The 14693-nt window shown below is 37.6% G+C and carries 15 protein-coding genes and 1 pseudogene; 3 read left to right on the forward strand and 13 right to left on the reverse strand.

Annotated features, from left to right (window positions below; translation table 11 throughout):
* Positions 1–390: 390 nt before the first annotated feature.
* Positions 391–2010 (forward strand): M28 family metallopeptidase, encoded by a 1620-nt coding sequence (locus L647_RS0104445; RefSeq protein WP_024610112.1) that lies wholly within the window; start codon positions 391–393, stop codon positions 2008–2010.
* A gap of 228 nt (positions 2011–2238) precedes the next feature.
* Here the strand turns inward: L647_RS0104445 and L647_RS0104455 are convergent, their stop codons facing one another.
* The 7 genes from L647_RS0104455 to L647_RS0104485 all read right to left on the reverse strand — a co-directional run bounded on the left by L647_RS0104455 (position 2239) and on the right by L647_RS0104485 (position 7011).
* A complete protein-coding gene (locus L647_RS0104455) occupies positions 2239–2454 on the reverse strand; it encodes an EF-hand domain-containing protein (RefSeq protein WP_024610113.1) in 216 nt (71 codons plus the stop codon).
* Between the two features lie 79 nt (positions 2455–2533).
* The gene (locus L647_RS0104460) at positions 2534–2746 is read right to left on the reverse strand and encodes an EF-hand domain-containing protein (protein ID WP_024610114.1); all 213 of its coding nucleotides are present in this window, start codon (positions 2744–2746) and stop codon (positions 2534–2536) included.
* Between the two features lie 162 nt (positions 2747–2908).
* The gene (locus tag L647_RS0104465; RefSeq protein WP_024610115.1) at positions 2909–3121 is read right to left on the reverse strand and encodes a calmodulin; all 213 of its coding nucleotides are present in this window, start codon (positions 3119–3121) and stop codon (positions 2909–2911) included.
* A 534-nt stretch (positions 3122–3655) separates the two neighbouring features.
* Positions 3656–3871 carry a TIGR02450 family Trp-rich protein gene (locus L647_RS0104470; protein ID WP_024610116.1) on the reverse strand — a complete coding sequence of 72 codons (216 nt, stop codon included), beginning with the start codon at positions 3869–3871 and terminating at the stop codon, positions 3656–3658.
* A gap of 75 nt (positions 3872–3946) precedes the next feature.
* Positions 3947–4300: a cupredoxin domain-containing protein gene (locus L647_RS0104475; protein WP_024610117.1), complete on the reverse strand. Its 354-nt coding sequence runs from the start codon at positions 4298–4300 to the stop codon at positions 3947–3949.
* A 30-nt stretch (positions 4301–4330) separates the two neighbouring features.
* A complete protein-coding gene (locus L647_RS0104480) occupies positions 4331–6577 on the reverse strand; it encodes a heavy metal translocating P-type ATPase (RefSeq protein WP_024610118.1) in 2247 nt (748 codons plus the stop codon).
* Complete coding sequence (locus L647_RS0104485; protein ID WP_024610119.1) at positions 6577–7011, reverse strand: MerR family transcriptional regulator; 435 nt, start codon at positions 7009–7011, stop codon at positions 6577–6579. Before L647_RS0104485 ends, L647_RS0104480 begins: the two co-directional genes overlap by 1 nt.
* 268 nt (positions 7012–7279) lie before the next feature.
* Between L647_RS0104485 and L647_RS0104490 the strand changes: the two genes are divergently transcribed.
* Both L647_RS0104490 and L647_RS0104495 read left to right on the forward strand, forming a co-directional pair.
* Positions 7280–7840 (forward strand): hypothetical protein, encoded by a 561-nt coding sequence (locus L647_RS0104490; protein ID WP_024610120.1) that lies wholly within the window; start codon positions 7280–7282, stop codon positions 7838–7840.
* Positions 7841–8112: 272 nt separating this feature from the next.
* Entirely contained in the window at positions 8113–8679 is a 567-nt protein-coding gene (locus L647_RS0104495; protein ID WP_024610121.1) for a hypothetical protein, read from the forward strand.
* 67 nt (positions 8680–8746) lie between these two features.
* Here the strand turns inward: L647_RS0104495 and L647_RS0104500 are convergent, their stop codons facing one another.
* The 6 genes and pseudogenes from L647_RS0104500 to L647_RS0104525 form a co-directional block, all read right to left on the reverse strand.
* Entirely contained in the window at positions 8747–9079 is a 333-nt protein-coding gene (locus L647_RS0104500) for a Na+/H+ antiporter subunit G (protein WP_024610122.1), read from the reverse strand.
* A 9-nt stretch (positions 9080–9088) separates the two neighbouring features.
* A complete protein-coding gene (locus tag L647_RS0104505; protein ID WP_013464545.1) occupies positions 9089–9358 on the reverse strand; it encodes a K+/H+ antiporter subunit F in 270 nt (89 codons plus the stop codon).
* Entirely contained in the window at positions 9352–9888 is a 537-nt protein-coding gene (locus L647_RS0104510; RefSeq protein WP_024610123.1) for a Na+/H+ antiporter subunit E, read from the reverse strand. The genes L647_RS0104505 and L647_RS0104510 overlap by 7 nt, the downstream gene beginning before the upstream one ends.
* Positions 9888–11389: pseudogene (locus tag L647_RS01000000123665) on the reverse strand (monovalent cation/H+ antiporter subunit D). Before L647_RS01000000123665 ends, L647_RS0104510 begins: the two are co-directional and overlap by 1 nt.
* Positions 11386–11739 (reverse strand): Na+/H+ antiporter subunit C, encoded by a 354-nt coding sequence (locus L647_RS0104520; RefSeq protein WP_024610124.1) that lies wholly within the window; start codon positions 11737–11739, stop codon positions 11386–11388. Before L647_RS0104520 ends, L647_RS01000000123665 begins: the two are co-directional and overlap by 4 nt.
* Positions 11739–14531, reverse strand: coding sequence for a monovalent cation/H+ antiporter subunit A (locus tag L647_RS0104525; RefSeq protein ID WP_024610125.1), 2793 nt, complete (start codon positions 14529–14531; stop codon positions 11739–11741). Before L647_RS0104525 ends, L647_RS0104520 begins: the two co-directional genes overlap by 1 nt.
* Positions 14532–14693 lie beyond the last annotated feature (162 nt).

Raw genomic sequence — 14693 nt, forward strand, 5'->3', positions numbered from 1 at the left:
AGTTGCAAAATAAAAGGCTCCTGAATAAATTCAGAAGCCTTTATAAACTAACCAGAAGATCGGTCAATGGATCGTTAAATATTTCTTAACTGATCGGCATTAAGCTTATGCTGGTTTTTTGCTAAATACAGATAAGTAATGTTTAGTGCTAATTCTTTAATATACATTTTTTTACTCATCATTTAAGGGCAATAAATACTAATAGCACAATAGAAAGCCCTACTGTTTTTATTTCTGCTCATTTTAAGTTATTTTCATTGTTTAATTAATAATACTCATAACAAGTAAAAAATTACGCTCGATATTACCTTAATAATCTAACTAAAAAATTCGACATCGTTGACCAGCTTCCTTATATTAAAAGCAACTTTTAATAACAAAATGAATACCATGGCATCTACTCTTTTAAAAAGCGCGAGCCTAAGCCTACTAGTTACGCTATTTGGCTGCTCGGAGCCTGCTCAAGAACAATCTACACTTGAAAATACAACAGGTGTAAATCTCAATAATATTAAACAACATATTAAAACACTTGCCTCAGATGAATTTGAGGGTCGTGGTCCACTAACTCGCGGCGAAGTAAAAACGGTAGGTTACTTAAGTGAGCAATATAAAGCACTTGGTTTAACTGGCGCTTATAACAGCAAATTTTTACAACCCGTAAAAATGGCGATGGTAACTGCTGATCAAAACATGCAACTTAACATTGGCGATTTAAGCTTTAAAGCCGGTAAAGACTTTACTGCGCGTACCAAGCAATTACAGCCTCTTATAGATGTACGCGATTCTGACGTTGTTTTTGTAGGTTATGGTATTAATGCGCCAGAATACGACTGGAACGATTACAAGAATATTGACGTAACAGGCAAAACCGTTGTTGTATTAGTAAATGACCCAGGGTTTGCAACACAAGATGATGCTCTATTTACTGGCAACGCAATGACTTACTACGGTCGCTGGACTTATAAATACGAAGAAGCGGCACGTCAAGGCGCAAAAGCAGTGTTTATTGTGCACGAAACAGCACCAGCAGCTTACCCTTGGGGCGTAGTTGAAAGCTCAAATACTGGCACAAAATATACCTTAATGGATAACAATCTAAACGCATCCGAATTACCTGTTATGGGTTGGTTGACACTTAACGCAACCGAGCAGCTATTTAAATCAGCAAATCTTAGCTATCAACAATTAAAGCTAGAAGCGCTTAATAAAAACTTCAAAGCAACTGCACTAAATTTACAAGCAAACCTCTCGTTTAAAAATGAAGTATCACATGCTAAATCACATAATGTGGTTGCTCAAATAATAGGGAGCGAATCGCCTGATGAATACGTTGTAATTAGCGCTCACTGGGATCACTTTGGTACAAAACAAACTGATACAGGCCCTAAAATTTACAATGGCGCAGTAGATAACGCATCTGGTAGCGCTGCGACTTTAGAAATAGCTCGCATAATGAGTAAAATGAACAAAGAGCACCCATTTAAACGCTCTATTATTTTTGCCAACTTTACTGCTGAAGAAACAGGTTTAATTGGCTCAGAAGAATTTGCATCGGGAACTATAATCCCTACTAAGCAAATGGTTGGGTTATTAAATATAGATGGTATGAACGTACTTGATGGGACCGACTACATTTTACAATACGGCAAAGATTTATCGACAATGGAAAACTACCTAGCGAAAGCAGCTAAAGCGCAAGGTCGTGTTGTAAAAATGGACCCTCGCCCACAAAATGGTTTGTTTTTCAGATCTGATCACTTCTCACTTTCTAAGCAAGGCGTACCTAGCTTATTATTTATGAGCCTTGGCGATACTGATCCTGAGTATATTGCACATAAATATCACAAAGAAGCAGACGATTACTCAGCAGATTGGTCATTAGGTGGTGTAAAACAGGATATAGAATTAATTATTGATATAGCTACTCAGCTTGCTAATAATGGGGATTGGCCAAAGTGGACAAGCGATTCAGACTTTAAAGCTAAACGCGCTGAAGATAAGCAATAACGATTATTAAATGATCACTTTAAATTTATAAAATCCTCCTCCTTGGGGGATTTTTTATTAAACATATATTAATAATAAATGTCATTACTAAAATTAGATAATAAACTCACTCTCATCAGTTTAAAAAAACAAATTTTTATTCAAATATCAATTTTAGGTGCTCATAAAAAAGCAGCCTAACACTATTCGTATTAAGCTGCTCGAGTATGATTTTTTACTAATGTATAACTATTGTACTGTAGCAAATTCTTCTTTAGAAAGTTCACCATTTCCGTCTAAATCTAAGTCGTTAAATAACTGTGCTAACTGTTTGTTAGTTTGCGCTTCTGTTTGACTAATAGCGCCGTCACCATCAGTATCAAATGAGTCAAAATCTACTGCTGCAAACGCCGCTGAAGAAGATGCTAATGCTATTATTGCTAACGTTTTATGTAATGTTTTCATATTATCTTCCTTTGGCTTAAAGCCCTAATAAATGGTAAGAAGTCCTTTTCAAAGATCCTTTAGGAGTCGAATTTATATATTAATACTCAGAGAACTCTTCTTTAGAGAGTTCACCGTTACCATCGATGTCTAGCTCAGAAAATAACGCCATTAAATCAGCATCTACCGATGCCTCTGCTTGGCTGATTGCTCCGCTGCCATCTACATCTAACGTTTCAAAATCTGTGCTTGCAAATACCGCTGATGAAGAAGCAAGAGCCATTAATACAAGTGTTGACTGTAATTTTTTCATAATTTAATCCTTCAGTAATATATAGCGAATAAATGTGCCCATATGTAAGTACCAACACGTCCTTGTTATTCTTTTTAATAAGCTCCCTTGCCTATTAAGGTTGTCTTTGGCAACTCAGAATTTAAATAACATTACTGGGCATCAAACTGTTTTTATTGAAGCTTACGCCTCTGTAAATTCGTCTTTTGATAGCTCACCGTTTTGGTCAGTATCTAGGTCTGTAAACTGGCTCATTAACTCTGCATCTACCGAAGCTTCTGCTTGGCTAATTGCACCGTTACCGTCTACATCAAGTGTGTCAAAATCTGTTGCTGCAAAAGCCGCTGATGAAGAAGCTAGAGCCATTAATACCAGTGTTGATTGGAAAGTTTTCATAATAGTAATCCTTCATTCGGTTATTGCGATTTAGCTACTTAGCTTAATCACGTTTTGCTTAATACAAACCAAGTATTACAAGTTCGATGCCAACTTTAAAAAACACCTTAAAACCAATGGCTTAGGTTTATTTTTGAGGGTTTTACCAGAAAAGCGAGGGTTCGTTTGTTGCCTTTTAGCAACAACTAGTTAGCCGCCAATAAATTAGCATTAAAAATCAATGACTTAGGGCTTAATAAAAAGACACAAAACATAAACTAAATTATTTTTATCATAGCTTTAAGCTACTTTTTTAATAAACGCATCCTGAATATGTTTTTATTGAAAAGTAACAAAACAAAAAACAAAAAATAACTCAATGATATATAAGGGTTTAATTATAATTTAATAACTAGTTAAAATATATTTAGTCATTTAAAATTAAAAACATGAGTTTGTTGCTATTTGGCGAATACATGTATTTTTTAACAATAAAAAACCGCTAACAAGGTAGCGGTTTTAAAGGTTAGCTGTTAATTGAGCTCGTATAAATAATTACTTCCACCCTTGTAACCAATTTTGTGAGTTTTTTAAATCTCGCCAGCTAATTGGATATTGGCTTTTTGAAATAATAGCTTCAGTAATACATTCAATTACGTTTGCATCTTCATCGTAATCAACCTCAATAATAATAAAGTGCTTTTCTTTATTAATTGCAGGTACTGCCGTCCACTTACTATTCAATAACTTCTTAGGGTTTAGCTTATTCATTGTTTATATTAAGTCCGGATAACCTAAATTTATGTTACAAACTAATACGACTCAATTATATATTTAGTTCAAACTCTATTGAGCAATCAACTTACCTTTATACATTTGCATTTGACAATGAAAGTCATATTCGCCAGCCTCAAGCGCAGGTAATTTAATAGTATTACCATCGCCCATTACAAGGGTTTTACTAATATCGAGCTGTGGGAATATGACCATTTCGGCGCAAGGGGCGCTGTCTTGTCGATCAAAGGTTAGCTCAACTTCTTTATTAGCAACTACTTTAATATGCCCTGGCTGATATACGCCGTTATTAACAACAACCTTTACTTTATTGTCGTCACTCTGGGTTTGTTCTGGTTTGTATAACCAAAACCAGTAAATAATTGCAGCTATTAACAAAGCGCCTAGTATATTAATCATCAACATAATTGTTACTCCTAAATGAAAGGCTTTAGCTTATGATTTTTCTGGTTTGAAAAAACGTAATCTATTTGCGTTACTTACTACCGTTAATGATGAAAGTGCCATAGCTGCACCTGCAACAACGGGGTTGAGCAATATTCCAAAAAATGGATACAATAAACCAGCCGCAATCGGTATACCTGCGACGTTATAAACAAATGCACCAAATAAGTTTTGCTTAATATTTGAAATGGTCGCGTTACTAACTGCAATTGCATCAGCAAGTCCATGAAGCGATCCGCGCATCAGAGTTATATCAGCACTTTCTATTGCCACATCGGTGCCTGTGCCTATTGCAAAGCCAACATCAGCTTGAGCAAGTGCAGGGGCATCGTTTATACCATCGCCTGTCATTCCTACTATCTCACCTTTCGCTTGGCGCTTTGTAACTTCGTCTACTTTATCGTTTGGCATTACTTCAGCTATAAAGTCATCAATCCCAACTTGCTTAGCAACAGCTTGTGCTGTGGCTTTGTTGTCACCTGTTAGCATAACCAAGTGAATACCTTTATTTTGCAAACGTTTAATTGCTGCGGCTGAATCTTCTTTAATCGGATCGGCAACAGCTATAATCGCTTGTAGCTGATTGTTGCTAGCAAAATACATAGGTGTTTTAGCATCTGCGGCAAGTGTTTGTGCTTGCTCGGTTGCATCATCAACTGCCACGTTGTATTTATCCATTAAGGCTTTATTACCAAATAATAATACCTGCCCATCAACGCTCCCTGCTACACCTTTACCTGTAAGTGCATTAAAGTCGGTTACTTTACTTAAACTTAAGCCCTCGTTTTTAGCATAACGTGTAATCGCTTCAGCAAGTGGATGCTCAGAGCTATTTTCAAGGCTGCCAACAAGTTGCATTACGGTATTTTTATCACTGTTATTAAAGGTAATTACATCGGTCACCTCAGGTGTACCTTGAGTAATAGTGCCGGTTTTATCCAAAATCATAGTAGTGATTTTAGAGGTCGTTTGCAGTGACTCGCCATTTCGGATTAATATTCCAGATTCTGCAGCTTTACCAATACCGACCATAACCGACATTGGCGTTGCTAAACCAAGCGCACATGGGCAAGCAATAATTAGCACGGTGGTTACTGCAACTATTGCATACGCTATTGACGGATCAGGTCCAAAATTTAACCATACTAAACCAGCTAATACAGCAATAATCATAACTGTTGGTACAAAGATCCCCGATATAACATCGGCTAAACGACCAATAGAAGGCTTTGAGTTTTGTGCACGTTTTACCATATTGATAATATTAGCGAGTGTTGTTTCGCTACCAATATGCGTCGCTTTAAATAGTAAAGTGCCACTTTTATTAATACTTCCTGCGACTACCTTATCGCCCGTTTTTTTACTTACAGGCATAGGCTCACCGGTTAACATTGATTCATCAACCGTGCTGCTACCCTCTATAACATCGCCATCTACTGGGACTTTTTCACCAGGGCGCACCCTCACTTCATCATTTTTTATAACATCACTAATATTGATGTCTTGCTCTTCGCCACTTCGAATAACGCGTGCTGTTTTTGGCTGTAGACCAATTAAACGTTTAATCGCTTGTGAAGTACGTCCTCGCGCTTTAACTTCAAAGGCAAGACCTAGGCTAATTAAACCAATGATCATCGATGAAGCTTCAAAATACACGTGCCTTGCTACTTCAGGTAATAAATTAGGTGCTATAACTACAAACATTGAATATAACCACGCAGTACCTGTACCAAGTGCTATAAGCGTGTCCATATTTGCTGCATGATTTTTAAATGCCTGCCAAGCGCCGTTATAAAACTGTTTACCCGACACAGCCATCACAACTAATGTAATAATACCAACTACAAACCACGCAATTCTTTGTGGATTTGTGGCTACGCTCATATCAAAAATAAGCCCGTATATCATTAAAGGTATGCCTACACCCAATGCGAGCATCATATTACGCATTAGCTTTTTATAGTGTGCCTCGTCCGATTTAGCTTTTTCATCAAGCGCATCTTGATCGGAGTCGTTGCTCATTGGCTTAGCGGCATAACCAATATTTTCGACAGCTTTGATAAGTGTGCTTTCCTCTGCACTCCCCTCTACACGTACGGTACGTTCTGCAAAGTTCATTTCTACATTTTTTGCACCTTGTACACCTTGCAGGGCTTTTTCAATTTTCCCCACGCAACTGCCACAGTTAGCGCCTTCAATCATAAAGTTTTGCGCGGTGTCTCTTGTATTAGTAGTCATTACGCTTCCTCTTTGTTCATTTGATTGTTAATTGGGTCAACAAACGATTCTATTAAGCTACATACATCGCTTGCATTTGCACCATCCGCTGAAGAGTCCCACTGGGCAAGAGCTGCTTGCATCCGTGTACGCAATTTTAGCGTTTCTTGAAAGAGTGCCTCTGTTTCTTCTAAACGTTTGGTTATAAGTTTACGTGTTAATGGGCACGGGCAATTTCCTTGCTGTGACTCACCAATAATTTGTTGAATATCTTTAACTGAAAAACCTAGCTGACGCGAACTAATAATAAACTTTAAACGCTGCTGATCACTTGCTGTATATTCTTGATAGCCATTTCCTGTACTGCGTATTGGATTAAGTAACCCTACACGCGTGTAATGGCGAACGGTATCGGGGGTAACACCCATTAACTTTGCTAGTTGCTTAACATACATAATGTAGCTCCATGGTTGTTCAATACCTGAATCATAAACCTAGGTGCGACACATAGGTCAATGGCTATTTTTAAATTAGTTAAATAATGGCACAAACATAATTAACTTGAACTGATTTAACTACTGACTTTATATATTGTTATTAATTATGGCTATTTGATAGGATACTATGTGTAAAGGATGTAGCTGAAAAACTAAGGATAGAACATATGCTAATTCAATTAATAAAACAAAGTGTCAGTAAATTTTTAGATGGGCTTAAAAGCCCATGGTAAAACTTATTAAAGACGAACCTAGTGATATAAATGTTGCAGGCTATTTTATCGTGCTAGTTTCATTTACTTTGTTCAACGTCGCAATAACATGGTATCTACTTTCATATGGGCTAGATGACATCTTTCAAATGCTATCGTACCCATATAGCGGCTACCCTGTCATCGTTTATTCAAATGGCAGTTTAGCTGCGCCAATCATTTGGTTAATACTGTTCACGACGTTACTTCTTATCGTAGTTCGTGGGGGTTATGAATTATTTAAAAAACCTTGGCTGAAGAAAGTGCTTGTTCACCTCCAAATAGCTCTTTGCGTTGCGGTGATTCTGGTTATTTTAGCTTTTTTTGTACACTCTATTATTTGGAAATCTGCTGCTCGCGAACATGGTTATATTGAATGCCCTAGCTCCAATACTACACTTGTAAAATTTAGTAAAAGCAGAACTGCTTGGACTAAAAAAGAATCCTTATGTCATGACTATCAGGTTGGTGAAGCTCTTTCGTCAGGCAATCATGAAGATATTATAGAAACAGCTGAATACTTGAAGAACAGGTAATAAATTACACCTAAATCACTTAATTTATATTGTAGGAGGGAGAAATAAAGCTCTCTGCTACTTTATAAATCCTATTATCACCTAGTAACCAAAAAAAACATTTAATCTGACAAGGTAAAATCTGCCACTAATTACACACACGACTCTTAATTATAGGTATTTTATCGGGTATTATAGATAAAGGATGTAGCTAAAAAACTAAGGATAGAACATATGCTAATTCAATTAATAAAACAAAGTGTCAGTAAATTTTTAGATGAGCTTAATAACCCATGGTAAAGCTTATTAAAGATGAATTTGATGATCTAAATATTGCTAGCTATTTTATCGCGCTAGTTTCGATAACTTTGTTCACCGCCGCAATAACATGGTATTTATTCTCATATGAGCTAGAACATATTCTTCAAACACTATCTTACCCATATAGTGGCTACCCTGTCATCGTTTATTCAGATGGCAGTTTCGGTATACTACCTGTCTGGCTAATACTGTGCACGATTGCACTTTTGAGCGTATTTCGTGGGGTTTATGAACTATTTAAAAAATCTTGGATAAAGAAAATAATTCACTACCTTCTGATAGGTCTCTGTGCTCTGCTTGTTTTGGCTACTTTATCTTCATTTATTCATTCTCTCATTTGGGAGTCTGCGGCTCGCGAACATGGTTATATTGAATGCCCCATGTTTGATACCACACTTGTGAAGTATGCTAAAAACGTAACTGCTTGGACTAAAGAAGAATCCTTATGCCATGATTATCAGGTTGGTGAAGCTCTTTCGTCAGGCAATCATGAAGATATTATAGAAACAGCTGAATACTTGAAGAACGGTAATAAGTAACAACTAAGTTACTAATTTATTTTGAAGGGAGGCGTAAATCCTCCCTTTCTATTTAAAGTTACAGCACTTAGTCGTCTTTTATATTGTTAAGGCCTTTGGTGCCCTCTTTAGCTTTAAGCTTATGGTGTATTGCCGACTTAATTAGCATATAACCACTAATAGGCGCTGTAATTAATAAAAATATTGTAATCAATATTTCTTTAACACTAAGCCCATTCTCTGCATTGGTAAAAAAAACCATTGAAGCAATTAAAACACTCGCCATACCCAGTGTTGTTGCCTTAGTAGGTCCATGCAAACGCATAAAAAAATCAGGTAATTTAATAAGCCCAATCGAGCCTATTAGTATAAACGCGCCACCAAACAACAATAATATTGATACAACCCATTCGCTAATCATTATTCCACCCTATTCGATTATATCGCCACGAAGTAAATATTTGCACACCGCTACCGTGCTTATAAAACCAAGCATAGCGATAAGTAACGCTGCTTCAAAGTAAAGCCCTGTGCCCATACTAATACTGTATAAAATAATAAGTGCTATTACATTTATATACATAGTATCGAGCGCTAAAATTCGATCAGGTACTGATGGACCGATAATTAATCGCCATAAATTAAGTAACAGTGATAACCCAATCATTGAAAAAACAATAAGTAATACAGTGTCTAACATTGAAATATCTCCTTGAGAGGAGCTTCGTAGCGTTGTTTAATTTGCTTAATTAGCGCCTCTTCGTCTTTTAAGTCCAACACATGAATAAGTAAATAACGCTGTATTGGCTCATCGCCCTTATTTATTGATTCAGGAATAGGATAAACCTCTGCGCTTACTGTGCCTGGTGTTAACGATACACTGCTTGCCAATATAGTGATTGGCATATTATGCGTTAAATCAATTGGTATTTTTACAAACGCTGGACGTAGTTTTTTAGTTGGACCAAGTATTAGTAAAGCAACCTGTAAATTGGCAACAACAATATCGTAAAGCACAATAAGTAACTGTTTAAATGCTAACCCAGGCTTTAAAATAAGCGGCTGAGGATCGCGTAGTGAAAAGCTTAGTAAAGGTATAAATATGGCAAAAAACACTGCCAATACTAAATGCCCTGCCGAAACACTATTATTGAGTAATAACCAAACGATAAACAAAAACAAACTACGAAATGGCGTTGGTAACCATCGAAAACGGGCTTGTAATCTCATTACGAACCTCCTCTTAGTACAGCGTTAATACCACCGCCTATATCGTGGAGTTGCGTTGCAGCTCCAATCATGTACTCGCTTATCGGTCCACCAAAAATAACCAGCAATGGCGAACAAGCAAGCAAACAAACTATTACGGTTACTTGTAATGGGTGTGCATTTACATCATCAGAACTTTCATTTTTTCTGTCTTTACGTTCCCAAAACAAGCTGGTACCCGCACGAGATAATGCTATTAGTAGTACAAAACTTGTAATTAAATAGACAGGCCAAAATAATAAAGCTTGTTCGCTATTTAAAGTGGTTTTAAGAATCCAAATTTTTCCTACAAAACCCGAAAATGGTGGCATTCCAACAACCGTTAAAGCTGCAATAATAAAACACCCACCTAACAAGAAAGGCTGATTAACCATGCGTCCGCNGCTTTACCACGTTGGGTTGCTATTAAATCGGCTAGTAAAAACAATGCAGCACTAACAAGTGTTGAATGTACCAAATAATATAACAGCGCAGCAGTCGCATTTACGTTTTGTAATGCAATCAGTGCGACTAAAGTACCTACTGAAACAACAACTAAATTAGCAGTTAATTTACGTAAATCTTGCGCTGCAACTACGCCTATAGCACCTACAACTATGGTGGCAATAGCTAACCCCCATAACCAAGGTTGTGCCATATGTTCAAGTTCGCCAGCTTGCTCTCCAAATATCACTGTATATACACGTAACATGGCATATACACCAACTTTGGTCATAATTGCGAATAACGCTGCAACCACAGGTTTCGCACTCGCATAAGTATTTGGCAACCATAAATGAAGTGGTAGTAATGCCCCTTTTAACGCAAATACAACAAGTAGTAATAAACCACCCGCTTTTGCTAAATAAACATCATCGCCAGTAAGAAGTGGCATTTTGCGTGCCATATCAGCAATATTAAGCGTGCCTAATACGCCATATAAAATACCTAAGCCAATTAAAAATACGCTTGAACCTACTAGGTTTAATATTACGTATTGCAGCGCTGCACGCGTGTTTTGTTTATCGCCTGCGTGCATAAGCAATGCATATGAGGCAATAAGTAGCACTTCAAAAAATACAAATACGTTAAATAAATCGCCAGTTAAAAAAGCGCCGTTAACGCCCAATACTAAAAAGTGAACTAACGGGTGAAAAAAGCTGCCTTTTTCATCATCCCCTGCACAACTATATAAAATAACACCTAACCCTAAAAAAGAAGTTAGCGTTACTAATAATGTTGAGAGCATATCGGCAACAAGTACTATACCAAACGGCGCAGACCAGTTACCAATGGCGTACACGTTAATACCTGTGTTATACACATGTATTAATAAAAACACGCTTACTGCAAACGTAATTATGCCCATAATACTTGAGGCAATACGTCGTATTGGTACGCTTTTACCACACGGTGGCAGCAGTAAAATAACCGCAGCAAACATGGGTAATAAAATAGGTAAGGATGCTAAATGTTGAATCATTTTTGCTCCTTATTTTCAGCCGACATTTTTACCAAATGACCATCAACATGGTCGCTACCTAAGTCGGCACGACCACGGATTGCTAAAATAACGACAAATGCTGTCATTGCAAAACCAATCACTATTGCAGTTAACACTAATGCTTGAGGTAAAGGGTCAGCGTAGTCGGCACCAGTACCAAGTACTACTGCTTTGTTAATGGTAAGACGACCAGCAGAAAACAAAAATAAATTAACTGCGTATGAAATCATAGTAAGCCCTAGCACTACAGGGAATGTACGCGCTCTTAGCAGTAAAAAAATACCGCAACTCACTAATACTCCAACGCAACATGCGTACAATAATTCCATTAAATATTTACCTCTTTGTTCTGGGTATCTGCTGTCATGTTACCTAAGCTTGCTAAAATCATTAGTGTAGCGCCCACAACCGTTAAGTACACACCTAGGTCAAATACAATAGCACTGGCAAGCTCTGTTTTACCGATAAATGGTATATCGAAATAATCAAACCACGTTGTTAAAAATGGCTTATCGAAGAACCAACTACCCACGCCTGTAAACATTGCAATAGCGATACCTGAGGCAATTATTTTACGGTAATTAACATCAAAACGTTCGCTTATCCATGCGGAACCATGCGCCATATATTGCAAAATAAAGGCAATAGATGTAACTAAGCCAGCAATAAACCCACCGCCTGGTAAGTTATGACCTCGTAAGAAAATATACGCCGATACTAACAAAGCAAGTGGTAATAAACTGTGTGAAATACTCGCTAACAAAATAGGATGACGCTCTCGTGCCCATGGGCGTCCTTCACCATCACTCGCTGGCATAAACAGAGGAATTCTAGAAAGCATTTTAAATATGCCTAATGCAGCAATACCTAAAACAGTAATCTCACCAAGCGTATCAAATCCTCTAAAATCAACCAAAATAACATTAACAACGTTAGTACCACCACCACCTGTTTTTGCGTTGGCAATAAAAAAGTCAGAAATCGATTCAAGTGGGCGTGTAAGCAGTGCATAACAAATACTAGCTATAACTACACCTAAAGTAGAAGCTATACCGATATCGCGTAAAATACGCAGCGAACTTGATTCTTTTGGCGTATGTTGAGGCAAAAAGAATAACGCCAGCATAAGCAGTATAACGGTAGCCACTTCAACGGTAAGTTGAGTAAGTGCTAAGTCGGGCGCCGAAAAACGCGTAAATGCGACTGACACCATAAGACCCACAATAGAGAGCATTAACAATGCAACCACTCGCGACCTGTGCCAAATAACAGTTGCTAATGCACCTATCATTAATAAACCGGCACCAATAGCATTGTGTACGTCAATTGGGGTTCTTGGCATACTGCCAGCTAATTGTTGCATTTCAAATAATGGCCAACCAGCACACAGCAATACTACACCTAGCATAACGACAAGGTAGCGCTGTAAAGAACCATTTTCAGTATGACTAATTTTTGATTGACACCAAGTTATAACGCTGAGGATAACGCGTTCAAATGTTTTTTTAGCATTAAATGGCGGTAATGAAGCTTGGAACTGGAACAAATACTTACGATTTACATATATAAACAAACCGCCAACCACAGCCATTGCACTCATCAGAAGTGGTAAGTTAAATCCATGCCAAATAGCAACTTGATAATCAGGCATTGCTTTACCTAAAACAGCAGTGGATGCTGCAGATAGAATATCGCCAACTACAAAATGTGGAAACATACCAACTAATAAGCAAAGAACAACAAGTATCTCTATTGGTACTCGCATATAACGTGGTGGTTCATGCGGTGTACGTGGTAAATCAATTGGGTCGCCATTAAAAAATACATCGTGGATAAAGCGAGCAGAATACGCCACCGAAAATGCACCTGCTATTGTAGCCAGTACTGGAATCAACCAAGACATAGAACCAAGAACTTGTTGGTGCAATGTTTCTGCAAAAAACATCTCTTTTGATAAAAAGCCATTAAGCAATGGGACACCTGCCATTGATGCAGCAGCAACCATAGCAAGCGTTGCGGTATAGGGTAAAAATCGCCACATACCATTAAGTTTACGCATATCACGCGTGCCTGTTTCGTGATCTATTATGCCTGTAGCCATAAATAACGACGCTTTAAACGTTGCGTGATTTATAATATGCAAAATAGCTGCAACGGTAGCAAGCTCAGTATCTAGACCAAGTAATAAGGTAATTAAACCTAAATGACTTATTGTAGAGTAGGCCAATAGCCCTTTTAAATCGTGTTTAAATAACGCAATGTAAGCGCCAAATAATAAAGTTGTTAAGCCTGTTAACCCTACAATTGCAAACCAAATATCAGTACCCGCTAAAGCAGGATAAAAACGAGCCAATAAAAATATACCTGCTTTTACCATAGTAGCAGAGTGTAAATAAGCGCTTACCGGTGTAGGCGCAGCCATTGCGTGTGGCAGCCAAAAGTGAAACGGAAATTGTGCCGATTTGGTAAATGCACCAAGTAACACTAATACAAGCGCAAATTCGTATAAGTCATGCGACTGAATAATCGCCTTACTTGCTAAAATAACATCAAGGTCGTAACTACCAACAATATCACCAAGTATCATTAACCCTGCAAGTAATGCCAATCCGCCAGCACCCGTTACAGCAAGTGCCATACGCGCACCTTTGCGTGCTTCAGATTTATGCCACCAAAAACTAATGAGTAAAAATGAGCTTATGCTAGTTAATTCCCAAAATAACCAAAGTTGAATAACGTTGTTAGACATGACAATGCCAAGCATTGCGGTCATAAATAGCATTAAATAACTGTATAACTTAGCCATCGAATCGTTAGAGCTTAAGTAATACCGGGTATACAAAATAACTAGTAAGCCTATGCCTAAAATCATAAACATAAACAATAAGCTAAGACCATCTAACCGCAGTGATAAATCAAGTCCTAAAGATGGGATCCACGACACTGAGTAACGAATTGTTTCACCCGCTAAAGCTGCAGGCGCATGGTATAGCGTAATGCCTAAAGCAATTAATGGCGCAAGAGCCGTTAAGCTAGCAGATTGATTGCGTGAAAGTTTGCCAGTGCATGCTGAAATAACACTGCCAATTAAGGATAACAAAGGTATCCAGAGCAAAGTCATAATGAAGGGCCTTTTAGAGTCATAAGTTTATCAGTGCATCACTTGGTTTACATTAAGTGATGCTTTTACTGCCTGTTTTTTAACGACATTAATACATATAGTTATACTGATAAACATGCTTTTTGTCTATAAAAAGCGGTAGTACCTGAATGAATATTGAAC

Origin of the sequence: Pseudoalteromonas sp. TB64 (assembly GCF_000498095.1) — a bacterium.
Taxonomy (GTDB): Bacteria; Pseudomonadota; Gammaproteobacteria; order Enterobacterales; family Alteromonadaceae; genus Pseudoalteromonas.